Below are 24,582 nucleotides of genomic sequence, written 5' to 3'. Positions count from 1 at the left end.
AGCGCGAGCTAGCACGCAACGGTTAAGAATAGGAACATGCCGTCGAGTGTGTACATTGCCGCGCCATCCGGGGATACCGGGAAGTCCACCATCGCGCTAGGGGTGCTGCACTTCCTCGCGTCCTCCGCCGCGCGCGTGGGAGTGTTCCGGCCGATCTCCCGCACCAACGATCACACCGATTACATTCTCGAGATGCTCCTCGAGCACACCACGGCGGACCTCGAGTACGAGCAGTGCATCGGCGCCACCTACGCCGAGGTCCACGCTGATCCCGAGCGCGCGCTGTCCGACATCGTCAGCCGCTACCACGTCGTCGCGGAGAAGTGCGATGCCGTCGTCATCGTGGGCTCGGACTACACCGATGTCGTCAGCCCCACCGAGCTGACCTTCAACGCTCGTGTCGCCGTCAACCTGGGCGCGCCCGTGCTGCTCGCGCTGTCCGGAAGCGGGCGTGACGCGGAGACCATCGCGCATGCCGCGGAGCTGTGCCTGAGCGAGCTGCGGACCATGCGCGCCCACACCGTCGCGATCATCGCCAACCGCTGCGCGCCCGACCAGATCAACGACATCACCAAGGCGCTCGAGGCGACTGGTGTCGCGGCCTGGGCGCTGCCGGAGGTGCCACTCATGGTCGCCCCCACCATGCAGGAGCTGCTCGATGCGCTCGGCGGCGAGCTCTACAGCGGTGATGCCGAGCTGCTGCAGCGCGAGGCAACGGCAGTGCTCGTCGGTGCCATGACGGCCGAGCATCTCCTCGAGCGGCTCCAGGAAGGTGCCGCCGTCATCGCGCCCGCGGACCGCTCCGACGTGCTCCTCGCCCTCGTCAACGCGCACGAGGCGGAGGGCTTCCCCTCCCTCGCCGGGATCATCTTCAACGGGGGCCTGCTCCCGCACCGGTCCGTGGCATCCCTTGTCGAGGGGCTCAAGCCCAAGCTGCCTATCATCACCACCGAGCACGGCACCTTCAAGACCGCCAGCATCGCCGCCGAGACCCGCGGCCGCGTCGGCGTCGGCTCCCAGCGCAAGGTCGATACCGCGCTCGGGCTGATGGAGAAGCACGTCGACGCGCCAGCGCTGATCAAGCAGCTCGAGGTCATGATGCCGTCGGTGATGACACCGCAGATGTTCGAGTACCAGCTCATCGACCGCGCCCGCGAGCATCGCAAGCACATCGTGCTGCCCGAGGCCACCGATGACCGCATCCTCCGCGCCGCCAGCCGGCTCCTGCAGCGAGAGGTCGCCCAGCTGACCCTCCTCGGCGAGGAGTCCACGGTCCGCAAGCGCGCCGCCGAGCTCGGCCTCGACCTCGAGGCCGCCGACATCATCAATCCCGCCACCTCGGACCTGCTCGACAAGTTCGCCACCGAGTACGCCCGCGTCCGCGCCCACAAGGGCATGACGGAGGAGCGGGCCCGCGAGATGATGGTCGATGTCGCCTACTTCGGCACGATGATGGTGCACATGGATATCGCTGACGGCATGGTCTCCGGCGCCGTCCACACCACCGCTCACACCATCCGTCCCGCGTTCGAGGTCATCAAGACCGTCCCCAATTGCTCGATCGTCTCCAGCATCTTCCTCATGTGCCTCGCCGACGAGGTCCTCGCCTACGGCGACTGCGCAGTGGTGCCCGTTCCGACCTCCGAGCAGCTCGCGGATATCGCGATCTCCTCCGCCGAGACCGCCCGCCAGTTCGGCATCGAGCCCAAGGTCGCCATGCTGTCCTACTCGTCGGGCGAGTCCGGCAGCGGCGAGGACGTCGACAAGGTCCGCCGTGCCACCAAGATCGTCCAGGATCGCCGCCCTGACCTCCTCGTCGACGGACCCATCCAGTACGACGCCGCGGTCGAGCCATCCGTCGCGCGCAGCAAGATGCCCGACTCGAAGATCGCCGGCGAGGCGACCGTGCTGATCTTCCCCGACCTCAACACGGGCAACAACACCTACAAGGCCGTGCAGCGCAGCGCTGGCGCCGTCGCCATCGGACCCGTCCTCCAGGGCCTCAACAAGCCCATCAACGACCTCTCCCGCGGGGCCCTCGTCCAGGACATCGTCAACACCGTCGCCATCACCGCCATCCAGGCCCACAAGGAATAGGAGAACGTGGTGGCCCGCACCGTCCTCGTCATCAACTCCGGCTCATCGTCGATCAAGTACCAGCTCCTCGACCCAGAATCCGGCGAAGCCCTCGCGAGCGGCGTCGTCGAGCGCATCGGCGAGCGCGACGGCATCATCACCCACGCCGACAGCGGGGGCGAGACGGAGCAGCGCGCGGCCATAGCCGACCACAAGGCGGGGCTCGGGCTCGCGTTCGACATGTTCACCCGAGATGGCGGAACCCTCGACGAACTCGGTATCGCGGCCGTCGGCCACCGAGTCGTCCACGGCGGCACCATCTTCACAAAGCCCACCATCATCACCGACGATGTCGTCGCGGAGGTGGACAAGCTGTCCTCCCTCGCGCCGCTGCACAACCCGCCCAACCTGCTCGGCATCGAGGTCGCCCGCGCGCTGCTGCCCGATGTGCCGCACGTAGCTGTGTTCGACACCTCCTTCTTCACCACCCTCCCTGCCGCGGCCAGCACCTACGCCATCGACCGGGACATCGCCGAGCAGCACGGGATCCAGCGCTACGGATTCCACGGCACCTCCCACGACTACGTCTCCCATCAGGCCGCCGAGCACCTCGGTCGGCCCTACGACGCGGTCAACCAGATCGTCCTGCACCTCGGCAACGGTGCCTCGGTCTCCGCGATCCGCGACGGCCAGGCAATCGACACCTCCATGGGGCTGACCCCCCTCGAGGGTCTCGTCATGGGTACCCGCAGCGGCGACATCGACCCCGGCGCGCTCCTCCACCTGCTCCGCGTCGCTGGCCTCAGCATCGATGAGCTCGATGAACTGCTCAACCGCGGCTCCGGGCTGAAGGGCCTGTCCGGAGTCAACGACTTCCGCGCCCTGAGCGACCTCATCGCTCGCGGCGACGCGGACGCAAGGCTCGCCTACGACGTCTACATCCACCGCCTCCGCAAGTACATCGGTGCCTACCTGCTCGAGATGGGCGGCGCTGACGTCATCACCTTCACCGCCGGGGTCGGCGAGAATGCCAGCAACGTCCGCGCCGATGCCCTCGCCGGGCTAGAGCGCCTCGGCATCATCCTCGACGAGGAGGCCAACGAGGCCCGCGCCAAGGAGCCCCGCATCATCTCGAGCACCGAGAGCGCGGTGACCGTCCTCGTCGTGCCCACCAACGAGGAGCTCGCCATCGCCCGCGCGGCCTGGAAGCTCGCCAGCGGGTAGAGCAAGCAAGCGGGCAGCGCGCGCCGGATGCGTCCGATCTGCGCGTATTCCCGCGCAGCGGTGCACGACACTGTGTGAAAAATTGCATTGCCGGTTGTCAGAGGCGCCGCCTAAGGTGAATCCGCGCGCATCACCGGCCCCCGGCACCCCGGCGGGACCGCGGCGCTCCTGACCACCTGCGAAAGGCATGATCGTGCCCGAGAACCATCCGGAAAGCCCCGCCACCACCGTGTCGGCGCCGGACGGAGCGCCCGCGGTCCCCGCGCATGGCGAGACCCTGCCCGTGCCCGGGCCGGACGTCGTCGCAGCGCCCCAGAGTGGCAAGACCCCGCCCGTGCTGCACTGGCTCGTGGCCGCGACGTTCATCGTCATCCTCAACGAGACCATCATGATGAACGCGCTGCCACAGCTCATGGAGGTCTTCCAGGTCACCGAGCGCACCGTGCAATGGCTGTCGGCGGCCTTCATGCTCACCATGGCCATCGTCATCCCCACCACCGGCTGGTACCTGCAGCGCGTCACCACCCGCACCGCGTTCGTCTCCGCGATGTCGGTATTCCTCGCCGGCACCGCCATCGCCGCCGCGGCACCGATCTTCGAGGTCCTCCTGCTCGGCCGCATCGTGCAAGCCATCGGCACCGCCGTCATGCTGCCCCTGCTGATGACGACCCTCATGACCGTGGTCCCCGAGCATGACCGCGGCCGCGTCATGGGCAACGTGATGCTTGCGATCTCCGTGGCCCCCGCGATGGGCCCGGCCGTCTCGGGCCTGCTCCTTGCTGTCGGCTCGTGGCGCCTCATCTTCATCGTCGTGCTGCCCATCACCGTCGCCATCATCATCGCGGGGCTGCGCTACCTCATGAACGTCGGAGAGAACGAGAGCGGACCGCTCGACCGTCTCAGCGTCATCCTCGCGGCCCTCGGGTTTGGCATCACCGTGTACGGGCTCAGCGAGATGGGCGCGGACGAGCCCGGGCTGAACCCGGCCATCACCATCGCTCTCGGGCTGGTCGGCATCGGGCTGTTCGCCGCGCGCCAGATCCAGCTCCAGCGCACCGGAGCGCCCCTGCTCGACCTGCGCACCCTCACGCACCGCACCTATGCCCTCGCCCTCGGCCTGATGGCAGTCGGCTTCATGGCGATGATCGCCGCAATGGTGCTGTTCCCGCTGTTCCTGCAGAACGCCCGCGGGCTCAGCGCGCTGCAAACCGGCCTGCTCATGATGCCCGGCGGGCTCGCGATGGGCCTGCTCGGGCCCACCGTCGGGCGCGTGTTCGACAAGTACGGCGCACGGTTCCTGATCGTGCCCGGGGCCATCGGCACCCTCGTCGGGCTCACCATCCTTGCGCGAATGAGCCTCACCATGCCGCTGTGGGTGGTCCTGGGCGCGCACGTGCTGCTGATGGTGTCGCTCGCCGCGGTGTTCACGCCGGTGTTCACCCTTGGGCTCAGTGCCGTGCCCCCGCACCTGTACTCGCACGGCAGTTCCCTGCTCGCGACGCTGCAGCAGGTCGCCGCCGCCATGGGCACCGCCATCGTCATCACCGTGATGGCCGCCCGCGCCCGCGTCCTCGAGTCCGCCGGGGCAAGCGACATCGACGCCCTCGTCGGTGGCATGCAATGGGCATTCGGCGTCGGTGCCATCCTGGGCGTGGTCATGGTCGTGGTCGCGTTCTTCTTGCCGCATCGGCCCGATGGGTTCGGTGAGGAGGAAGCTGGCACGCGGGCAGTCGCGGGGCAGCACTAGCACCTCCGCGCGGGGGGCTCGGTCGCGCCGGGGGCCCGCTCGCGCCGGGGGCCCGCTCGCGCCGGGGGCCCGCTCGGAAGTGTTCACTTTTGCACCCTCTGGCGCGCCGCCGAGGGTGCAAAAGCGCACAGAAGTGGAGCAGCGAGAGCCGGCCCGCGCCGCGCCAGGCCCGCGCCAGCCCGCGCCAGGCCCGCGCCGCGTCAGAACAGGCTGCGGGGCCGGATCGCGTTCGCGAGGTCGATGAGCCGGTAGCGATGCCGCCGCTCCGGGGCATTGCGGGCGAGCACCCGCAGGGCACGCTCGGTGCTGCCACGCAGGCCCTCCTCCGAGAGGGAGACACCCAGGAACGGCTCGGGATAGCGGGCGCGCTGCCCGGACCGTATCCAGTCGAGCGCCACGCCGAGCACCACGACGCGCATCTGGAGGGCCCGGCGCTCGGTCTCGGGCACCATCTCGACCCGTCGGGCGGCCTCGCGGAGCTCGTTCTCGGTGATGTCCTCGACGGGCCTGCCGCCGATGAGCGCCATGACGCTGGAGAGCCGCGCGATGTGGTAGTGGCGGGAGCTCAGCGGCACCTGGTCGAGCGCCCGCACCCCACCCGTCCGGTTGCCGGCGTGCACGAGCTGCCGAGCGAGCCCGCACGCGGCGCTGATGATGTTGTGATCGGTGCGCCAGACCGTCCGGTAGTACTTCTCGGCGAACTTGTGCCAGGTGAGGTCGTCGTCGGTCTCCCAGTGATCCAGGATGAGCTCGGCGGTGGCCGCGAGCGCGACCTTGGGCGCGGATTCGCCGGGGAGCGCGGTGAGGACCGTCTCGAAATGGTTGAAGGCTTGCTCGAACTCGCCGAGCAGCAGCTCGGTGAACGCGCTGTACCAGTCGAGCCGCCAGTGCTGCTGGTCCGCGCGCAGCCTCCGCAGGATCCGTTCGGCATGCTCGGGCTCCTCGAGGTCGAGGTGGGCCCGGACCTCCGCGAGCGGGATGGCAAGGCTCTTGTCGAGGACATGCTTGGCCTCGGCGTCGCCGCTGGTGGTGGTCTCGCGGATCTTGCGGATGGAGTCCAGGATCTCATTGGGCTCGCTCGATGCGGTCGCCGTGAGCAGGCTCGCGGCCGGATCCAGCGGGTCGATGAGGGGAATCGGCAGCGCCGCTACGATCTCGCGGGCCTCCATGTGCATGTCGCGCATGTGCCCGTCGATGTAGACATCGGTCTGGCGTACGGCCTGGTCGGTGCCGAAGGTGGTGCGCTGCGGGGAGAACACGGTGGACATGCCCGGATGGGGCTCGCCCCGCTTGTGGGCGAGGACTTCCCGCAGGACGCCGCCGAGCTGGCTGGACATCTCGTCGGCCGAGGCGAACCGCAGGTTGTGGTCGGGGTGGGTGGCGCGCAGCAGCGCGCGATAGAAGAACTCGTGCTCCCGGTAGATGGGCTCGGCATCGGGGCTGGGCAGGCCGGGCTTGTAGACCCCGTCCTCGGAGGGCAGGCGAGCGGTGAGCACGGCGAGCGTGCGGCCCACGGTGTAGATGTCCGAGGCGACGGTGGGGCCGGTTTGCGCGAGCTCGGGGGCCTGGAACCCGGGGGTGCCGAAGATGTAGCCGAAGCTCTCGAGCGAGGCGACGGCACCGAGGTCGATGAGCTTGATGCCCTCGTCGGTGATCATCACGTTCTCGGGCTTCAGATCGTTGTAGGCGAGCCCGGTGGCATGGAGGTAGGACAGGGCCTTGAGCGTTTCCTGCACGAGCACGATCGCTTGCTCGATGGGCAGGCAAGCGCTGGTATCCCCGAGGTCCCTGCGCCGGTTGTGGACGAGGTGGCGCAGCGTGGTGCCGCCCACGTACTCCATCACGATGTAGCCGACCGGGTTGCCCTCGCGATTGATGTGCTCGACGAAGTTGTAGATCTTCACGATGCTCGGGTGCGAGACCTCCGCGAGGAACCGGCGCTCGGCCATCGCCACGGCCTGGGCCTTCGCGTCGCCGGATTGGAGCAGGCCCTTGAGCACCACCCAGCGGTCCTCGACGTTGTGATCGATCGCGAGGTAGATCCAGCCGAGTCCGCCGTGGGCTAGGCAGCCGCGGACCTCGTACTGCCCGGCCACGAGGTCGCCGGGGCGCAGCAGCGGCGTGAACCAGTACGGCGTGCCGCAGTTGCTGCATACCCCGTCCGGCTCGCCAGGACCGTTGGGGCCGGACCTGCCCACCGGCTGCTGGCACTTCTTGCAGAATCGCTTGCTCTCGGGCACCGCGGGATCGGTGAGGATCGCGGAGACCGGGTCGATGGGCGGTACGCGCGGGATCGGCACGAGGCCAGCGCCAAGCCGCTGGTGCGGCCCACTGCGGGTGCGCACGTACCGGCCACCGGTGCGGCCACTGGACGGACTGCCGCCGGAGGACGCGCGGCCCTGCGGCCCGGTAGAGCTGGCCCCGGAGGTTGCTACCGGATCCGTGCCGCTGCCCCCGGAGCGGGATTCGCCGGTGCTGGTGCCCTCGGAGTCGGCGAACGGATCGAACGGGACCGCGTCGGTATCGGCGCCCTCGGTGCTCGCCATTCCCGTGGTGGCCATCCCTGTCGTGGCTGGCCCGGTTTCCGCCATGCCAGTGGCCACCATCTCCGTATCAGCGGATTCGGTGGCGTCGTCGGCGGGATCGTCGGGCGTCTGGGAGTTCATGGGTGCATCCCCTGCGGTTTCCGTCGGTGGCATGGCGCGCGGCTCAATCCCGGTAGCGGGCGGGAGGGGGCCCCGGGGACGGTCCCAGCACGGAGAGCCATCGCTGGTAGAGCTCGTTCCAGGTGCCATCCTGCCGGATCCGCTCCAGCGTTCCATTGACGAATCGCACCAGGTCCGGATTGTCGAGGTTCACGCCCACCCCATAGGGCTCCGAGCTGAGGAAGCCACCCACGATCTCCAGGTAGGGATCCTGCGCCTTGAGCCCGCCCAGGATCGAGTCATCGGTGGAGATGGCGTCGGCTTGCTGCTGCTGCAGCGCCACCAGGCAGTCCGCCCATGCCGGGACACCGAGGATGCGCGCGTCCGGAGCGAGCCGCTGCAGCCGGGCCAGGGAGGTGGTGCCCTTGGTGGCGCATACCGTGCGATCAGCGAGATCCTCCGCGCTGCTGATCCCGGACCCGCTCACGGTCAGGATCCGCTGGTACGCCTGGAAGTACGCGGTGGAGAAGTGGACGAGCTCGCGCCGCTCGCAAGTGATCGTCATCGTCTTCACGACGATGTCCACGCGTGAATCCTGCAACGCGGGGATGCGCTGAGCCGAGGTGAGGATCTCGAACTCGATGCGATCGGGATCGCCGAAGATATCGCGGGCGATCTCGCGGGCGATATCGACATCGAAGCCCACGAGGTCGCCGGTGAGCGGATCGCGGAAGCTGAACAGGTTGCTGCCGGCGTCGAGGCCGACGATCAACCGGCCCCGCTCGAAGATCTCGGCCACGGTGTTCTCCGGCGGCAGCTCGCCCGGGGGCGGATTGGGGCCATCGGGGCGCAGGCTTGCTGTCGGATCGCAGTCCAGGGTCGGCGGGGGATCGAGCTCCGCGGGCTGCGGGATCTGCTCGGCACCGGCGGGCATGGGAAGCGGGGGATACGTCGGGGGGACTCCGGGCAGGTCATCAGGCACCGCGCACCCGGCGACGAGCCCGGTGCACAGCAGCGCGGCAGCTAAGAAGCGGCCCGCCAAAGCTGCACGGGGCCGAGGGATCCCTGCTCGCCGGATCATTGGTACTCCCTCAGCCGCGGCCACACCCCGCCCGCTATCGCCAGGCTCGCGAGCACCGACAGCGCCATCACGCCACCCGCGGCGAACGCGAGGGCGGTGCGGGCCCGCGTGATCGAGGTGCGCAGCTCGGCGCGGGTGGCGGCAATGCCATCCTGCAAGGCCTCGTCGAGCCGTGCGAACTGAGCGGTGGAATCCTCCTCGCCGGCGCCGACCGCGATGCGTGCCGCTCCCAGGTGATCGCCGGCCGCGTACAGGTCGGCCATTCGTTGATGCGCGTCCTGCCAGCCCTCCTGGGCGGCTATCGCGGTCTCGATCGCGCGCGTGCCTACGGTCACTCGCTCATCCTGCTGCAGCTCGGTGAGCTTCGCGGATAGCCGCTCGGAAGCGTCGGAGAATCCCTGCTCGATATCGCCGGACTCGCCGCGCCGGGCCAGCCCGAGCGTCTCGTCGGCCCGCGCCTGCTGCGCCAGGATGCGCGAGGTGGCGAGGGTGTCGAGCGGCCGCACCCCCTCGTCGAGGGCATGGTTGGCCTCGGCCCGGGAGAACAGTCCCACCACGAGCAGCCAGAGCAGCACCAGCGTCATGATGAGCGACGCGAAGACCCACCCCAGGTTGAGGGTGCGCTGCGTCTTGCGCGCCAGCCGCACCTGCGCCGCAGCGAGGACGACGACCACGAGCAGCACGGTCGCCATGGCCGCCCAGGGGGGATGCACGAATCGACCGTGCGATTCCGCCACCCGCTGCGCTTGCGTCCGGTAGAGCTCCTCCGAGATCGGCAGCACCCGGGCGCGCATCATCTGCGAGGCCTCGTTCAAGTACGCGGCGCCCACCGGGTTGCCGACCCTGTTGTTCGCGCGCGCGCTCTCCACCAGGCCCGCGTACATCGGCAGGTGCATCGAGATCTCGGCGAGCATGCGCTGCGCGTTCCCGTCGCCATCGCCCACTTGGGAGGACGCGTTCACCAACGATCGGGAGGCATCAAAGTTGGCCCCGAGGTAGCGGGCGCGCAGATCCTCCGGCTCGATGCCGCCGAACACGAATGCCGTGCTCGCCGCCGCATCAGCGATCGACAGGGCCGAGTACAGCTCCAGCGAGGAGCTCGCGATCGGCTCGGTGCTCGCGATCAGGGTGTCGAGCTGGTCCTGCCGCGAGCTGATCGACGATGCGGTCACCGCCCCCGCCCCAAGGCACAGCATGATCAGCGCGAGCGCCGCGATCACCAGCTTGCCAGGGCTCGACAGGGCCAGGTCCGAGGCGGCGCTGGCCTGGTTGGGGTAGTACTTGGCGTACTTGCGGGAGAGGGGCTTCCGTGCCCGCGGCATCAACCATTCAGGCTCGTCCCCGCCCGAAGGCGGCGCGGCGGAGGGATCGATCCCGAACCGGTTGAAGCCGAACGAGGCCGGTTCGTGCTTCTGCGCGCCCGTGGTCCTGGGCATCGCTCCACACCTCCCCATCAGCTCGCACCATGCGTCCGGTGCATCGGTCGCGTGGCATACGACTAGTCCTCAACTACTCATCTTCCACGGTGTGCTCTGCATTACTCGTGGCGGGGGGTGTGTCGTGATCGTCACCGATTCGTGACAAACAACTATCCTGGGGCTGGCAACCACCAAGGACAGCGAGGTTCCCCGATGCGCGGCGACGGCGATGGCTGGGTAGTCGGCGCTCGAGGCGCGCGCAGATGGGGCAAGCACGGGGCTGCGGGACTCCTGCTGCGCTGCCCCGACGAGCAGGGCGAGCCCACCGTCCTGCTGCAGCATCGCGCCCACTGGTGCCACCACGGCGATACGTGGGGCCTGCCGGGCGGTGCCCGCGACAGCCATGAGACGCCGATCCGGGCGGCGCTGCGCGAGGCGCGCGAGGAGACCGGGATCCCGGCGCACGAGGTGCGGGTCCGGGAGTCGCGGGCAACCCCCTTCGAGGACACGGGCTGGGAATACACCACCGTTGTGGCCGACATCGCCACCCGGCCAGGCACCACGCCGAACGCCGAGGGCATCGAGCTGCGCTGGGTGCCCGAGCACGAGGTGGCGGGCTATCCGCTGCACCCGGGCCTCGCCGCGGCATGGCCGGTGTTGCAGCTCGAGCAGGTGCGCGTCATCGTCGACACCGCGAACGTCGTGGGCAGCCGGGCAAATGGCTGGTGGCGCGACCGCGCCGCGGCGACGCGCGCCCTCGCTGAGGAGATCGCCGAGTCGCTCCCCATCACGTGCCCGCTCCCCGAGGACCGCTACGGCTGGATCAACCACATCGAGATGGTGCTCGAGGGCAGGGCGCGCGTCACCGGCGAGGAGTCCACGCAACCGGCGGGCATCACCTTCCATCAGGCCCCGGGAAGCGGGGACGACCACATCGTGGAGCTTGCGCGGCAGGAAGACGTCCCGCGCACCGTCGTGATCACCGCGGACCGCGGGCTGAAGGAGCGACTACCCCGCGCCGCCGCAGCATGGGGGCCCAAGCGATTGCTGGGCTGGTTGCCCTGAGCCCGTCCGCCCCGCCTACCCGAGCGGGGGCAGGGCAGCCTTGAGCCGCGCCGCGGCAGCCCGGGGATCCGGCGCCTCGGTGATGGCCCGCACCACGACGATGCGGCGCGCCCCATGCCCGACGACTTGGCCGACGTTGTCCTCGCTGATACCGCCGATCGCGAACCACGGCCGCGCCGGGCGCAGGTCAGCAGCCACATGCACGAGCCCGAGGCCTGCCGCCGGCCTATCCGGCTTGGTGGGGGTGGGCCAGCATGGCCCGGCGCAGAAGTAATCCACGTCCTCCTCGCGGGCGGCATCGGCAGCCTGCTCGGCATCATGGGTGGATCGGCCGATCACTACACGGTCGCCCACGATGGCGCGGGCATAGTGCACGGGCAGGTCGCGCTGCCCGAGATGCAGCACATCCGCGCGCGCGGCCGCCGCGATATCGGCCCGGTCGTTCACCGCGACCAGGGCGCCATGCCGATGCGCGGCCGCTGACAGCACCGCGAGCGCAGCGAGCTCGTCGCGCGCCTCGAGCGGGCCGAACCGCCGCTCGCCCTCGGAGCCCTTGTCCCGCAACTGGATTACATCCACCCCACCGGCGAGGGCTGCCTCGGCGAGCTCGGCGAGGTCACCACGCTCGCGGCGCGCATCGGTGCATAGATAGAGCTGGGCGGCGTGGAGACGGTCGCGTGGCGATTGCACACCAGTGACCGTATCGGGCTACCGTAAAGATGTCACCCATGGTTCGCGCGGGAGCTCCGGTCCGGGAGCTGAGAGGGAGCACGCCGCTCCGACCGTCATACCTGATCCAGGTAATGCTGGCGCAGGGAGTTGGAGGATTTCTGTGATGCCCGACGTCACCGAGCGTTGCTCCGTCGCGGTCATCGGCGGGGGAGTGATCGGATCAACCGTCGCCTGGACCCTCGCCGAGGCTGGTCATCGCGTCACGCTCTACACCGATCGTGCCGTCGAGCAATCCACGACGTGGGTCGCGGGCGGGATGCTCGCGCCCTGGAGCGAGGCATGGCCCGGCGATAGCGGCCTCCTCGATCTGTCGCTGGCCTCGATGCGCGCCTGGCCGGGCTTCGCCGCGCGCCTCGAGCAGGACGAGCACCGCGTCATCACCGCGCGGGGCTCCCTGGCCGTCGCCGCCGATGAGGGGGATGTGGCTGACCTGCACCGGGTCATGGCCTGGCTCGAGGCGCGCGGCGAGCCCGTCGCGCCCCTGTCACGCCGCGAGGCCCGGGCGCTCGAACCGGGCCTCGCCGCTGGACTGCGCCCGGTGTTCCAGGTGCAGGACGAGCTCGCCGTCGACAATCGCGCCACGCTGCTCGCGCTCAGGGAGCTCGCCGTGAGGGCGGGCGCGACCATCGAGCAACGCCGCATCAGTTCCCTCGCCAGCCTTCCCCAGGACCAGGTCGTCGTCGCGGCGGGCCCCTGGACCAGCGAGCTCCTGCCCGCGCTGCGCGTCCGTCCCGTCAAGGGCGAGATCATGCGGCTAGCGCGCCGATCCTTCAGTGCCCCACCGCCCCGCCGCATCGTGCGCGGCTGGGTGCGCGGGCGGCACGTCTACCTCGTGCCGCGCCCCGACGGCATGGTCGTCGGCGCCACGCAGCACGAGGCAGGGTTCGACACCACCGTCACCGCAGGGGGAGTCCGTGATCTCCTCGCCGACGCCGAGGCGGTGTTCCCCGGCGTCGCCGACTACGCCATCACCGACATGTCAGCCGGTTTGCGCCCCGTCACCCCCGACAACATCCCGCTGATCGGACGCGTCGATGACCGTACCCTGGTCGCAGCGGGGCACGGCCGCAACGGAATGCTGCTCGCGCCCCTGACAGGCAGCGCCATACTCGCCGAGCTCGACGGCCAGCCCCTCGCCGAGGCGGCCGCCGCACACCCCAGGAGGTTCGCATGAGCACCACCACCACGATCGAGGCCCGCGTCAATGGCGAATGGCGCGCCATGCCACGAGGCAGCACCCTGCACGACCTGCTTGGCATCCTCGGACTGCCAGCGAAAGGCATCGCCATCGCCGCGAGGGGCGACATCGTCCCCGCCGACCAGTGGGACAGCCACACCGTCGAGGCCGGGGACGCCATCGAGATCGTCACGGCGGTCCAAGGTGGATGATCCCCTCGTCCTCGCCGGCACCACTCTCGGATCCCGACTGATCACCGGGACCGGGGGAGCGAGCAACCTCGATGTGCGCGCCGACGCCCTCGTCGCCTCCGGAACCGAGCTCACCACCGTCTCGATCCGGCGCGCCAACCTCGTAGCCGGTGACGGCACCCTCGCCCTCCTCGAGCGGCTCGGCATCCGCGCCCTGCCCAACACGGCCGGATGCCGCACCAGCGCCGAAGCAGTGCTCGTCGCCAAGCTCGCGCGGGAGGCGCTCGGCACCAGCTGGATCAAGCTGGAGGTCATCGCCGACGACCGCACCTTGCTGCCCGATCCCGTGGAGCTCCTCGACGCCGCCGAGCAGCTCGTCGACGACGGGTTCACCGTCCTGCCCTACACCAACGACGATCCCGCGCTCGCCCGCAAGCTCGAGGACGCCGGATGCGCCGCGGTGATGCCCCTTGGCTCGCCCATCGGGACCGGGCTGGGCATCAACAACCCCCACAACATCGCCATGATCGTCGAGCAAGCGCGGGTGCCCGTGATCCTCGACGCCGGCATCGGCACCGCCAGTGATGCGGCGCTGGCGATGGAGCTCGGCTGCGATGCGGTACTGCTGGCCACCGCGGTCACTCGTGCCACCGACCCCGTGCGGATGGCCACCGCCATGGCGCACGCGGTGCGGGCTGGCCGCCTGGCCCGGCTCGCCGGAAGGATCCCCAAGCGGCAATGGGCCCAGGCGTCCTCGCCGCGGCCGGACCACCCCGATGCCTGCTGAGGGGATACCCGGGGCCCGCGGGGGAGCATGTCATACCTAGGTATGACTCAGGTCCAGACTTCCGGACGATGTGCACGCCATGAGAGGTAGGGCAGAGTAGTGACCATGATCCAAGTACGCGGCCTGACCAAGGCATACGGACCGACGAAGGCAGTGGACAACCTGACCTTCGACGTCCGCCCTGGCATCGTGACCGGCTTCCTCGGCCCCAACGGCGCCGGCAAGTCCACCACCATGCGCATGATCCTGGGGCTCGACCGGCCGACCGCCGGAACCGCCACCATCAACGGCAAGAAGTACACCGAGCTGCACCAGCCCCTCCAGCACGTGGGCGCGCTGCTCGACGCGAAGTGGGTGCACCCCAACCGCTCGGCCCGCAGCCACCTGCGCTGGATGGCCGCGAGCAACGGAATCCCCACCAAGCGCGTCGACGAGGTCCTCGAGCTCGTCGGGCTGACCGCCGTGGCGAAGAAGAAGGCCGGTGGGTTCTCGCTCGGCATGTCGCAGCGACTCGGACTCGCAGCCACCCTCCTCGGCGACCCCGAGGTCCTGCTCTTCGACGAGCCCGTCAACGGCCTCGACCCCGAGGGCATCCGCTGGATCCGCCTGTTCATGCAGCGCCTGGCCGCGGAAGGCCGCACCGTCATGGTGTCGAGCCACATGCTCTCCGAGATGGCGCAGACCGCCGAGCACCTCATCGTCATCGGCAAGGGGCAGCTCATCGCCGACACCTCGGTGCAGGAGTTCGTCGATCGCGCCTCGGGCGCCACCGTCAAGATCCGCACCCCGCAGCTCGATACCCTGCGCACCGCCCTGACCAGCCAGGGCCTCACCGTGCGGGAGGACGGCACGGGCGAGTCCTCGCTGCTCGTGGTCGGCACCACCACCGACGCGGTCGGCGAGATCGCCGCGGCAAATCGCATCACCGTCCACGAGCTCGCCGCCCAGCGCGGATCGCTCGAGGAAGCCTTCATGAAACTCACCGGCGATTCCGTGGAGTACCACGGCGCTGGATTCAATACAGAAGGAGGGAACAACTGATGGGCGTCCTCGCAGCAGAGCGCATCAAGCTCACCTCGGTCAAGTCCCCCTGGTGGTGCAGCGGCATCGTCGTCGTGCTGGGCCTCGGCCTCGCCGCGCTCTTCGCCGCCACCACCCGATCAACCTTCGAGAGCGCGAGCAACGAAGGTGTGACTGCGCCGCCCATGACGGCCTTCGAGGCCACCATCGGCGTGCAGCAGATCGGCGTCATGGTGCTCATGGTGCTCGCGGCCCTCGTTGTCACCAGCGAGTACCGCTTCGGCGTCATCCGCAACACCTTCATGGCCAGCAACAACCGCACCGCCGTGCTGCTCGCCAAGGCCGGCATCGCCGCGCTCTGGTCCGCCGTGCTCACCACGGTCCTCGCTGCCGCCGCCATCGTTCTCGCCCGCGTCATCGCTGGCCCCGAGGTTGGCGCCAACCTGACCTTCAGCAATGGCGACACCTTCCGCGTGCTGTACACGGTGCCGATCTACGCTGCTCTCGCTGCCATCCTCGCGGTTGGTGTCGGCGCGCTCGTCCGGCAGACCGCCGGAGCCGTGACGATCCTCCTCCTGTGGCCGCTGCTTCTCGAGAACATCGCCTCGGTCCTGCCGAAGATCGGTGAGCACATCGCGCCGTTCCTGCCGTTCCTCAACGCCAGCTACTTCCTCGCCGGTGACAACGGGATGTCCGCGGGGCTGCCCGTGGACTTCTTCCACTGGGGGCCCTGGGCGGCGATCGTGTACTTCGGCCTCGTTGCCGGCAGCATCTTCGGGCTCAGCGTCCTGGTCGTCAACAAGCGCGACGCCTGACGGCCCATGAAGGCTTGTGATTGCTAGTCGGGAGCAATCACAAGAACCGAACTCCGGGGTGGTGGTGCGCCCCGTCGAGATCGGACACGACAGCCCGGTGCCTCCCCATTGGCACCGGGTTGTCGCACGTTGTGGGGCCGACTGACGGGCCGGGCGGGCAAACGCGATAGAAACCGCGAGAATCTCGGCGCCGTTTCTATCGCGTTTGGCAGTTTCCAGTGCTTCTGCGGGAGGCGCGCTCAAGCACCGCCCAGCCGCCACAGCGGCGAGACGGGTCCGTGGCCTCGGCCGAGGGGGTAGGCCGCGCGCAGGCACTCGGTGACCCACCGCTTGGCGTACCCCACCGCTCCGGGCATGTTGACGCCGTGCGCGAGGGCGCAGGTGATCGCGGCGGCGAGGGTGTCGCCACCGCCGTGATCGTGGCCGGTCGCGATCCGCTCCACGGTGTACTCGTGCTCGTTGGTGCCTTCGGTGAGCAGGTCCGTGCTGCTGGGGGATTCGCGCAGGTGCCCGCCCTTGATGAGTGCCCAGCTTGCGCCGAGGTCGAGGAACGCGTGCGCGGCGGCGCGCTGGCTAGCTGCGTCGATCACCTCGATGCCCGTGATCAGACGAACCTCATCGAGATTGGGCGTGACGAGGGTCGCGCGCGGGACAAGTTGCTCCCGCACGGCGTCGAGCGCGTCGGCGCGCAGGAGAGGATCGCCGTGCATCGATGCTGCCACCGGGTCGACGACGAGCGGGATGGTGTCGTCGGCGCCGATGCCGAGGCGCGCGCACGTGGCGACCACAGCCTCGATGATCTCGGCGCTCGCCAGCATCCCCGTTTTTGCCGCGAGCACGCCGATGTCGGTGACGACGGATTCGATCTGCGCGGCCACGGTCTCCGGCGGAATGGTGTGCACCCCGGTGACGCCGACGGAGTTCTGCACCGTCACGGCGGTGATGGCGACGCAGCCATGCACGCCGGTGAGCGCGAAGGTGCGCATGTCCGCCTGGATGCCTGCCCCTCCGCCTGAGTCCGACCCGGCGATGGTGAGCGCCCGCGCCGGAGTGCTGCCCGGCGCGGGCGGGGGGAGCAGCCAGTCCATCAATTCGTGGTGAGCGGCAGGTAGACCTGGTTGCCGTGGTCGGCGAACTCCGCGGACTTCTCGGCCATTCCCTGGGCGAGCACCCGGTCGATGTCCTCCTGGGTGTTCATGCCGTTGCGCTCCGCGTACTCGCGCACGTCGGCGGAGATGCGCATGGAGCAGAACTTCGGCCCGCACATGGAGCAGAAGTGGGCAGTCTTGGCGGGCTCGGCGGGCAGGGTCTCGTCGTGGTACTCGCGGGCCGGGTCGGGGTCGAGCGAGAGGTTGAACTGGTCGGTCCAGCGGAACTCGAACCGGGCGCGGGAGAGGGCATCGTCGCGCTCTTGCGCGCGCGGGTGGCCCTTGGCGAGGTCGGCGGAGTGGGCGGCGATCTTGTAGGCGATCACGCCCTGCTTCACGTCGTCGCGGTTGGGCAGCCCGGGGTGCTCCTTCGGCGTGACGTAGCACAGCATGGCAGTGCCAGCCTTCGCGATGATCGCCGCGCCGATGGCGGAGGTGATGTGGTCATACGCGGGGGCGATGTCGGTGGCGAGCGGGCCGAGGGTGTAGAACGGCGCTTCCTCGCACAGTTCCTCCTCGAGCCGCACGTTCTCCACGATCTTGTGCATCGGCACGTGGCCGGGCCCCTCGATCATCACCTGCACGCCGTGGGACTTCGCAATCGTGGTCAGTTCGCCGAGGGTGCGCAGCTCCGCGAACTGTGCATCGTCGTTGGCATCCGCGATCGACCCGGGGCGCAGGCCGTCACCGAGGGAGAAGGTGACGTCGTACTCGCGGAAGATCTCGCACAGCTCCCGGAAGTGCGTGTACAGGAACGATTCCTGGTGGTGCGCGAGGCACCAGGCGGCCATGATGGAGCCGCCGCGCGAGACGATGCCGGTGACGCGCTTGGCGGTCAGCGGGATGTAGCGCAGCAGCACGCCCGCGTGGACGGTCATGTAGTCCACGCCCTGCTCGCACTGCTCGATGATGGTCTCGCGGTAGATCTCCCAGTTGAGCTTGGTGGGGTCGCCCTTGACCTTCTCCAGTGCCTGGTAGATGGGCACGGTGCCGACGGGCACGGGGGAGCTGCGCAGGATCCACTCACGGGTCTCGTGGATGTTCTTGCCGGTGGAGAGATCCATGATCGTATCGGCGCCCCAGCGGGTGGCCCACACCATCTTCTCCACCTCTTCGCCGATGGACGAGGTGACGGCGCTGTTGCCGATGTTGCCGTTGATCTTCACCGAGAACGCCTTGCCGATGATCATCGGCTCGATCTCGGGATGCTTGTGGTTGGCGCAGATGACGGCGCGGCCGCGCGCCACCTCATCGCGCACCAGCTCGGGGGAAACGCTCTCGCGGGCAGCGGTGAAGCGCATCTCGTCGGTGATGATCCCGGCGCGCGCCCAGGCGAGCTGCGTGGATGCGCCATCGATCGGAGCGGGCTTGGTCCAGCTGTCGCGAGCGCGCGGAAGACCCTGCTCGATGTCGATGGTCGCGCTGGTATCGGTGTATGGCCCGGAGGTGTCGTACAGGTCGAGATGCTCGCCATTGGTGAGGTGGACCCGCCGCATGGGAACGCGCAGGCCCGGCGCTCCGGGGACCTCGACATAGATCTTGCTGCTGCCGGAGATGGGGCCCGTGGTGATGGCCTGCTCGGCAGGATTGTGGACAGATGAAAGCGTCACGATGGACGTCCCTCCCTACGCCGGCATTATCCGGTCAGGTTCATACGGTCGACAGCCCTAGCTGTCCTCTCAGCCCGCTGGTGCGAGCCCCCGTGGAGATGTGGTGTGGCTGGATGAAGTTGTGGCCCTCACCATAGCGGAGTGGCTGCTCGCGCGCAGGCGGGTGGTGCGCGGGAATGCCTCATGGGGCCAGCCCGCGGCGGCGTGCCACGACGGGGGCGACGGCGATCGCGGGCATAGACTGGTGCTCCAAGCACGAGCGCGGGAGGAAGACCATGGCATCCCACGAGGATCAGGCCCACGAGGACCGGGCGCGCGGAGATCACGCTCGGATCGACGTGATCGACAATCAGTCACGCTCGCGGTACGAGATCTGGGTCGATGGGGATTTCGCCGGGCTCGAGGGCTACGAGATCGACGACGATGGCGTGATCACCTTGCTGCACACGATCATCGACGAGGCCTACAGCAGGCAGGGGTATGCGCGGGCAATGGTGCGGGCGATCCTCGAGGGGATGCGCTCGCGGCAGCAGTCCTTCCGCCCCGTGTGCTCGTACGTGCAGAGCTTCCTCGACCGTTTCCCGGAGTACCGGGAGCTAGTCGCCTCGTAGCGCTGGGTGACTCATCCCTGGCCCGCAGGCCCCTGTCACCAGCCGGACTCTGCCTGTGGATCAGGCACCACCCTTGCCGGAAACCTGCCACCCCTATCCGCAGCGACCACCGATATTTCCGTGGCATGTGCGCACAACAGTGGTCGGTGGGGGCCAACGGTGGCAGCAGCACGGTGCGGCGGTGGATGTCGAGCGCGTGGGTGGCGTGATCTTCGGCTGGGGCGGCGCTGCCCTGGTGGACCTCGGCGCCTCGTCCCGCGGCCGGGCGCGCCAGGCCATGGTCGTCGGTGCATTCGTGCTGATCGTGGTCGGCCCGATGGTGTACGGCATCGCCAAGCCGTAGCGGCGGGGCCGGGCTCGTCCTGGCTCGTCAGAAGCCGCCAGGGTGCGCAAAACGACAGGTCCACCGCAAATTGCTGTCGCTTTTCGCACACTCGCGCCCAACCCCAACCCCAACCCCAACCCCAAGCCCAACCCCAACCCCAGCCCCCGCTTCCGAGCAGCGAGCTAGCGCGCGATATCCACCACGACGGGCGCGTGGTCGCTGGCACCCTTGCCCTTGCGCTCGTCACGGTCGATGTGCGCGTCGGTGATGCGCTCGGCGAGCGCGGGCGTAGTGAGGACGTGGTCGATGCGCATGCCCTGCCGCTTGGGGAACCGGAGCTGCGTGTAGTCCCAGTAGGTGTACACACCGGGGCCGGGGGCCAGGGGCCGCACGACGTCCTGGTAGCCGATCTCGGTGAAGCGGGCGAACGCGTCGCGCTCGGGCGCGGAGACGTGCGTGGCTCCCTCGAACACGGCGATGTCCCAGACATCCTCGTCGAGCGGGGCGATGTTCCAGTCGCCGGTCAGGGCGATGCTCGCGGTCGGGTCATCTGCGAGCCATTGCTCGGCATTGCGGGCGAGGGCGGCGAGCCATTCGAGCTTGTACGGGTAGTGCGGGTCCTCGAGGGTGCGCCCGTTGGGCACGTACAGGCTCCACCAGGTGATCCCCGCGCACGTCGCGGCGATGGCGCGGGGCTCGACGGATTCGGTGCCCTGCCATTCGGGCTGGCCGGGGAAGCCGATCTGGACGTCGTCGAGCCCGATGCGGGAGAGGATCGCGACGCCGTTCCACTGGTTGGCGCCGTGGTGGGAGACCTCGTAGCCCAGCTCGGTGAAGCGCTCGGCAGGGAACTGGTCGTCCCGGCACTTGGTCTCCTGGATGGCGAGCACATCGGTGCCAGTCTTCTCCAGCCAGGCGCAGATGCGGTCGACGCGAGCGCGGGCGGAGTTGACGTTCCAGGTGGCGAAGCGGAGCGAGTCTGTCACGGGGGTTCCCTCAGTCGTCGTGGCCGAATGGGTCGGGTACTTCGCCGGGTGTCCAGGAGAGCCCTGGCACGCCCCAGCCGTTGCGCTTCACCGTCTTCTTCGCGGCGCGGGCGTTGCGGCCGATCAGGTGGTCGAGGTAGAGGAAGCCGTCGAGGTGCCCCACCTCATGCTGCAGGCAGCGGGCGAAGAGCCCGGTTCCGGAGATGTCCACCGGGTCGCCGTTGAGGTCGATGCCGGTGACGCGGGCCCATTCGGCGCGCCCGGTGGCGAACTGCTCGCCGGGCACGGACAGGCATCCCTCGAGATCATCATCGGGGTCGGGCATGGACTCCGGGATCTCGGAGGTCTCGAGCACGGGGTTGATCACCTCTCCCCGCCTGCGGAGGGTCTTGCCGAGGTCGTCGGTGGCCGGGCAGTCGTAGACGAACAGGCGGAGGTCGACGCCGATCTGGTTGGCGGCGAGGCCCACGCCGTGGGCGGCATCCATGGTGTCGTACATGTCCTGGACCAGTTCGGCGAGCTCCTGCGGGGGTTGCTCGACGATGCGGGTGGGTGTGTGCAGGACAGGATCGCCGACTACGCGGATCGGATGGATGGCCATGACAGCACAGATTACCTAGCGATGCCGGCAACCTTCGACTCGCCGTGGAGCGTAGCGAAAAACTGACAGTCATCGGTGGTTGAATGTGGTCTACGAAGGCTTGGATTGACGTCGGTTCCCACGAGGTGGCAGCCGGGGTCGCGGCAGGGCCGCTGCCCCGAGGGAATGGTGAGGCGAGGAGCGAGATGGACAGCGCCGCGGCACGCGATGAGCACGCAGCAGCACCGGAGGGCAACGTCGTGCCGATGCCGGGCCTCGCGGGCGATTCCCCCGTGCCCGAGGGCGACGGTGGCGGTGCGCCAGTCACGCCGGGCCCGGGCAGCGATTCCGCGCCAGGTGATTCCAGCGGCCTGAGCGAGCGTGACCTGGAGGTCCTTGCCTTCGAGCGACAGTGGTGGAAGTACGCCGGGGCGAAGGAGGAAGCGATCAAGAACCTCTTCGGCCTGTCCGCGACCCGGTACTACCAGTTGCTCAACACCCTGCTCGATCGGCCGGAGGCATTGCGGGCGGACCCGATGCTGGTCAAGCGGCTGCGGCGGCTGCGCTCGGGCAGGCAGAAGGCGCGCACCGCGCGTCGGCTGGGCATGAGGACAACCTAGTGGGGAGAAGCTGATGGGCAATCCGAATCCAGGCACGAGCACGCTGCCACTGCGCTCTTTCGCGTTCATGCTGATATCAGCCGCAGTGGTGTTCTTTGTCATCGGCGCGCTCGTGCTGCGGGAGCCAGGTGGTGGCAATGACGCGGCTTCCGCCTCCGCGACGAGCGCGGTCGGCTCCTCCGTTGCAGCCACGACTGCCGAGGACGCTGAGGACGAGGACGCCGCGCCCGGCGATGAGGCGCAGGCAGCGGCGGATCGCGAGGCCCAGCAGCAGGGCAGTGATCGCGGGACCGGCGAGCCCGCTGGTGATGATGACGCCAGCGGCGCAGCGGACGAGGACGGAACGGAGGCGGGCGCCGACGACGATGATGCCGCGGCCACGACCACCGAGCTGGCCCCGCCGCCCGCGACCGCCACCCAGGTGCACGTCCTCAACAACAGCACGGTCGCGGGCCTGGCAGCGCGTACCGCCGACACGCTGCGCGGAGCAGGCTGGCAGGTCGGTACCGTCGGCAACTTCAGCGAGACGGCCCTGGGCGCGACCACGGTGTTCTATGGATCGCCCGCCGAGCGCGCCCTGGCCGAGGAGATCGCCGCACAGATCGGTGCCCAGGTCTCCGCCCGCATCGGTGCGCTCGCGGGCCAGCCCAGCGGCATCGTCGTTGTCCTCACGGGATAGTTCGCCATCCGGTGCATCACCGGCGATGGCGTGCCGATATGCTGTGATGTGCGTTGATCGATCTCGATCCACCTCGTGGTTTGTCCAAAGGAGCTTTAGTGATGGCCTCACCTGCACGGCACTTCGTTCTCCGGCGGGGTTCCGCCTTGCGCAAGCCTGGGCTGGTCGCCGGCGCGCTCGCAGCGGGAGCGCTCGTGCTCAGTGGCTGCGCGGCCCCGTTCGAGGAGCCCAGTGACAGCACCGAGGAATACACCGCGCCGCCGGTCTGGACGGGTTCCCCCGCTCCAGCGGGCCACGGCGAGGACGACGACCACTCCGAGGACTCCTCGGAAGGCCCGTCCCGAACGGTGCGCACCACGTTGAACTCGGCCGACGGCACCTCCGTCGGCAACGTCACCATCAGCGAGAGCGCTGACCACCTCGAGATCCGTGTCGTCGTCGACGCCGACTCCGAGGTGTTGTCCCCGGGCTTCAAGGGCATGCACATCCACGAGTTCGGTGTGTGCGAGCCCGATAGCGAGGCCCCTGACGGCGACAGCACCGGTGACTTCCTCTCCGCTGGCGGGCACCTCCAGCTCGAGGGCGCGACCCACAGTGGCACCGGCATGAGCGGTGACCTCACCTCGCTGTACGTCCTCGAGGACGGGACCGGCGAGCTGGTCACCCTGACCGATCGGGTCACCATCGATGACCTCCTGATCGGCGAGGGCACCTCGATCATGATCCACGAGGGTCCTGATAACTTCGGCAACATCCCCGAGCGCTACACCGGCGGGGCCGAGCCCGATGAGCAGACCCGCAACACCGGCGATGCGGGCGGCCGGGTCGCCTGCGGCGTCATCCAGTAGCAACCAGCAAGCACCGAGGCCGCTGCCCTGCACAGGGCAGCGGCCTTGTGGTTCCATGCAGGAGTGGAACTCCGCTTCGCTGGATCGCCCCGCCCCACCCTCGGAGTGGAATGGGAGCTCGCGCTCGTCGACCGCCATGCCCGGGACCTCGCCGATCAGGCCGAGAAGGTATTCGAGCTGCTCGAGTCGCAGCACGGCATCATGCCCGGCACCCGCGTGCACAAGGAGTTCCTGCGCAACACCGTCGAGATCGTCACGGGCATCTGCGACACCACCGCGCAAGCAATGACCGAGATCAGCGACACCCTTGCCGTGCTGCACACCGTCGGCGACCAGCTCGGGCTCGATTTCTTCAGCGCGGGCACCCATCCGTTCGCGCAGTGGACCGACCACATGCTGACCGACAAGCCGCAATACCGGGAGATCATCAATCGCAGCCAGTACTGGGGGCGACAGATGCTGATCTGGGGCGTGCACGTCCACGTGGGGGTGTCCGACCCGGCCAGGGTGTTCCCCATCCTCAACGCCCTGCTGATGAAGTACCCGCACCTGCTCGCGCTATCGGGTTCATCGCCCATGTGGGACGGGCAGGACACTGGCTACGCCAGCACCCGGGCGCTGCTGTTCCAGCAGCTTCCCACCGCGGGGCTGCCCTTTCAGTTCGAGACGTGGCAGCAGTTCGAGCAGTTCACCGCGGACCAGGTCACCACGGGGATCATTGAGTCCGTCGGCGGCCTGCACTGGGATATCCGGCCCAACCCGGCCCTCGGCACGATCGAGATCCGCGTGTGCGATGGCACCCCCACCCTGCGGGAGCTCGCTGCTCTCGTCGCGCTGATGCACTGCCTCGTGGTGGATCTCGACGAGCGGCTCACCGCTGGCGAGCAGTTGCCCTCGATGCCGCCCTGGCTCGTGCAGGAGAACAAATGGCGCGCAGCGCGCTATGGCCTCGACGCCGAGATCATCACCGACGATGCCTGCACCGAGCGGCTCGTCACCGGCGAGATCTCCCGCATGCTCGAGCAGCTCGCACCGGTTGCCAAGCGGCTCGAGTGCAGTACCGAGCTGGCATCCGTGGCCGACATCCCGCGGATCGGTGCCTCCTACCAGCGACAGCGCGCCGCTGCCCGAGCGGGCGGCATGACGGCCGTGGTCGATCAGCTCGTCGGGGAACTGCGCGCGGGCACTGTCTAGCAC

General features: G+C 69.0%; 23 protein-coding genes and 2 riboswitches. Of the genes, 15 read left to right on the top strand and 8 right to left on the bottom strand.

Features of this window, described 5'->3' with window-relative positions; all coding sequences use genetic code 11:
- Positions 1–36 precede the first annotated feature (36 nt).
- The 3 genes from pta (at position 37) to HT102_RS13015 (ending at position 5,047) form a co-directional block, all read left to right on the top strand.
- Positions 37–2,097 carry a phosphate acetyltransferase gene (gene pta / locus HT102_RS13025; protein ID WP_192039873.1) on the top strand — a complete coding sequence of 687 codons (2,061 nt, stop codon included), beginning with the start codon at positions 37–39 and terminating at the stop codon, positions 2,095–2,097.
- Positions 2,098–2,103: 6 nt separating this feature from the next.
- Complete coding sequence (locus HT102_RS13020) at positions 2,104–3,300, top strand: acetate kinase (RefSeq protein ID WP_192039872.1); 1,197 nt, start codon at positions 2,104–2,106, stop codon at positions 3,298–3,300.
- Between the two features lie 193 nt (positions 3,301–3,493).
- Entirely contained in the window at positions 3,494–5,047 is a 1,554-nt protein-coding gene (locus HT102_RS13015; protein ID WP_333473439.1) for an MDR family MFS transporter, read from the top strand.
- 200 nt (positions 5,048–5,247) lie between these two features.
- Here HT102_RS13015 and HT102_RS13010 read toward each other — a convergent pair whose 3' ends face one another.
- Genes HT102_RS13010 through HT102_RS13000 form a run of 3 tightly spaced genes read right to left on the bottom strand, consistent with a single transcriptional unit; the run spans position 5,248 to position 10,209 of the window.
- Positions 5,248–7,713: a serine/threonine-protein kinase gene (locus HT102_RS13010; protein WP_192039870.1), complete on the bottom strand. Its 2,466-nt coding sequence runs from the start codon at positions 7,711–7,713 to the stop codon at positions 5,248–5,250.
- A 43-nt stretch (positions 7,714–7,756) separates the two neighbouring features.
- Entirely contained in the window at positions 7,757–8,773 is a 1,017-nt protein-coding gene (locus HT102_RS13005) for a glutamate ABC transporter substrate-binding protein (protein ID WP_192039869.1), read from the bottom strand.
- Complete coding sequence (locus HT102_RS13000) at positions 8,770–10,209, bottom strand: hypothetical protein (RefSeq protein ID WP_192039868.1); 1,440 nt, start codon at positions 10,207–10,209, stop codon at positions 8,770–8,772. Before HT102_RS13000 ends, HT102_RS13005 begins: the two co-directional genes overlap by 4 nt.
- Positions 10,210–10,404: 195 nt before the next feature.
- Between HT102_RS13000 and HT102_RS12995 the strand changes: the two genes are divergently transcribed.
- Positions 10,405–11,256, top strand: coding sequence for an NUDIX hydrolase (locus HT102_RS12995; protein ID WP_192039867.1), 852 nt, complete (start codon positions 10,405–10,407; stop codon positions 11,254–11,256).
- Positions 11,257–11,271: 15 nt separating this feature from the next.
- Here the strand turns inward: HT102_RS12995 and thiE are convergent, their stop codons facing one another.
- On the bottom strand, positions 11,272–11,946 hold the full coding sequence (gene thiE / locus HT102_RS12990; RefSeq protein WP_192039866.1) for a thiamine phosphate synthase: 675 nt from the start codon (positions 11,944–11,946) through the stop codon (positions 11,272–11,274).
- Positions 11,947–11,983: 37 nt separating this feature from the next.
- Positions 11,984–12,092, top strand: a riboswitch (TPP riboswitch).
- Between thiE and thiO the strand changes: the two genes are divergently transcribed.
- The 5 genes from thiO (at position 12,092) to HT102_RS12965 (ending at position 15,978) form a co-directional block, all read left to right on the top strand.
- Positions 12,092–13,162 carry a glycine oxidase ThiO gene (gene thiO / locus HT102_RS12985; protein WP_192039865.1) on the top strand — a complete coding sequence of 357 codons (1,071 nt, stop codon included), beginning with the start codon at positions 12,092–12,094 and terminating at the stop codon, positions 13,160–13,162. (Overlaps the previous riboswitch by 1 nt.)
- Positions 13,159–13,377 carry a sulfur carrier protein ThiS gene (gene thiS, locus HT102_RS12980; protein ID WP_192039864.1) on the top strand — a complete coding sequence of 73 codons (219 nt, stop codon included), beginning with the start codon at positions 13,159–13,161 and terminating at the stop codon, positions 13,375–13,377. Before thiO ends, thiS begins: the two co-directional genes overlap by 4 nt.
- Positions 13,370–14,143 (top strand): thiazole synthase, encoded by a 774-nt coding sequence (gene thiG / locus HT102_RS12975; RefSeq protein WP_192039863.1) that lies wholly within the window; start codon positions 13,370–13,372, stop codon positions 14,141–14,143. The genes thiS and thiG overlap by 8 nt, the downstream gene beginning before the upstream one ends.
- Before the next feature lie 105 nt (positions 14,144–14,248).
- A complete protein-coding gene (locus HT102_RS12970; RefSeq protein ID WP_192039862.1) occupies positions 14,249–15,184 on the top strand; it encodes an ABC transporter ATP-binding protein in 936 nt (311 codons plus the stop codon).
- Positions 15,184–15,978: an ABC transporter permease gene (locus tag HT102_RS12965; protein ID WP_192039861.1), complete on the top strand. Its 795-nt coding sequence runs from the start codon at positions 15,184–15,186 to the stop codon at positions 15,976–15,978. Before HT102_RS12970 ends, HT102_RS12965 begins: the two co-directional genes overlap by 1 nt.
- A gap of 239 nt (positions 15,979–16,217) precedes the next feature.
- Here the strand turns inward: HT102_RS12965 and thiD are convergent, their stop codons facing one another.
- Together thiD and thiC are read right to left on the bottom strand one after the other, a co-directional pair.
- Positions 16,218–17,066: a bifunctional hydroxymethylpyrimidine kinase/phosphomethylpyrimidine kinase gene (gene thiD / locus HT102_RS12960; RefSeq protein ID WP_192039860.1), complete on the bottom strand. Its 849-nt coding sequence runs from the start codon at positions 17,064–17,066 to the stop codon at positions 16,218–16,220.
- Positions 17,066–18,736 (bottom strand): phosphomethylpyrimidine synthase ThiC, encoded by a 1,671-nt coding sequence (thiC, locus tag HT102_RS12955; RefSeq protein ID WP_192039859.1) that lies wholly within the window; start codon positions 18,734–18,736, stop codon positions 17,066–17,068. The genes thiD and thiC overlap by 1 nt, the downstream gene beginning before the upstream one ends.
- Positions 18,732–18,840, bottom strand: a riboswitch (TPP riboswitch). It overlaps the preceding gene by 5 nt.
- Positions 18,841–19,011: 171 nt before the next feature.
- Between thiC and HT102_RS12950 the strand changes: the two genes are divergently transcribed.
- Both HT102_RS12950 and HT102_RS12945 read left to right on the top strand, forming a co-directional pair.
- On the top strand, positions 19,012–19,347 hold the full coding sequence (locus HT102_RS12950; protein ID WP_192039858.1) for a GNAT family N-acetyltransferase: 336 nt from the start codon (positions 19,012–19,014) through the stop codon (positions 19,345–19,347).
- Positions 19,348–19,528: 181 nt separating this feature from the next.
- The gene (locus tag HT102_RS12945; RefSeq protein WP_192039857.1) at positions 19,529–19,690 is read left to right on the top strand and encodes a hypothetical protein; all 162 of its coding nucleotides are present in this window, start codon (positions 19,529–19,531) and stop codon (positions 19,688–19,690) included.
- A 164-nt stretch (positions 19,691–19,854) separates the two neighbouring features.
- On the opposite strand, the gene HT102_RS12940 is transcribed toward HT102_RS12945, so the two are convergent.
- Complete coding sequence (locus HT102_RS12940) at positions 19,855–20,658, bottom strand: exodeoxyribonuclease III (protein ID WP_192039856.1); 804 nt, start codon at positions 20,656–20,658, stop codon at positions 19,855–19,857.
- Positions 20,659–20,668: 10 nt separating this feature from the next.
- Positions 20,669–21,259, bottom strand: coding sequence for a peptide deformylase (locus tag HT102_RS12935; protein ID WP_192039855.1), 591 nt, complete (start codon positions 21,257–21,259; stop codon positions 20,669–20,671).
- A gap of 185 nt (positions 21,260–21,444) precedes the next feature.
- Between HT102_RS12935 and HT102_RS12930 the strand changes: the two genes are divergently transcribed.
- The 4 genes from HT102_RS12930 to HT102_RS12915 all read left to right on the top strand — a co-directional run bounded on the left by HT102_RS12930 (position 21,445) and on the right by HT102_RS12915 (position 24,579).
- On the top strand, positions 21,445–21,858 hold the full coding sequence (locus HT102_RS12930; protein ID WP_192039854.1) for a DUF3263 domain-containing protein: 414 nt from the start codon (positions 21,445–21,447) through the stop codon (positions 21,856–21,858).
- A 13-nt stretch (positions 21,859–21,871) separates the two neighbouring features.
- Positions 21,872–22,537: a LytR C-terminal domain-containing protein gene (locus HT102_RS12925; RefSeq protein WP_192039853.1), complete on the top strand. Its 666-nt coding sequence runs from the start codon at positions 21,872–21,874 to the stop codon at positions 22,535–22,537.
- A 101-nt stretch (positions 22,538–22,638) separates the two neighbouring features.
- A complete protein-coding gene (gene sodC, locus HT102_RS12920) occupies positions 22,639–23,385 on the top strand; it encodes a superoxide dismutase[Cu-Zn] (RefSeq protein ID WP_192039852.1) in 747 nt (248 codons plus the stop codon).
- A gap of 63 nt (positions 23,386–23,448) precedes the next feature.
- A complete protein-coding gene (locus tag HT102_RS12915; RefSeq protein ID WP_192039851.1) occupies positions 23,449–24,579 on the top strand; it encodes a glutamate--cysteine ligase in 1,131 nt (376 codons plus the stop codon).
- The last annotated feature ends 3 nt before the right edge of the window (positions 24,580–24,582 follow it).

Source organism: Lolliginicoccus lacisalsi (assembly GCF_014841105.1).
Classification (GTDB): domain Bacteria; phylum Actinomycetota; class Actinomycetes; order Mycobacteriales; family Mycobacteriaceae; genus Lolliginicoccus; species Lolliginicoccus lacisalsi.
The sequence above is the reverse complement of the archived record's forward strand: the minus strand, read 5'-3'. Positions and strand labels throughout refer to the sequence as shown.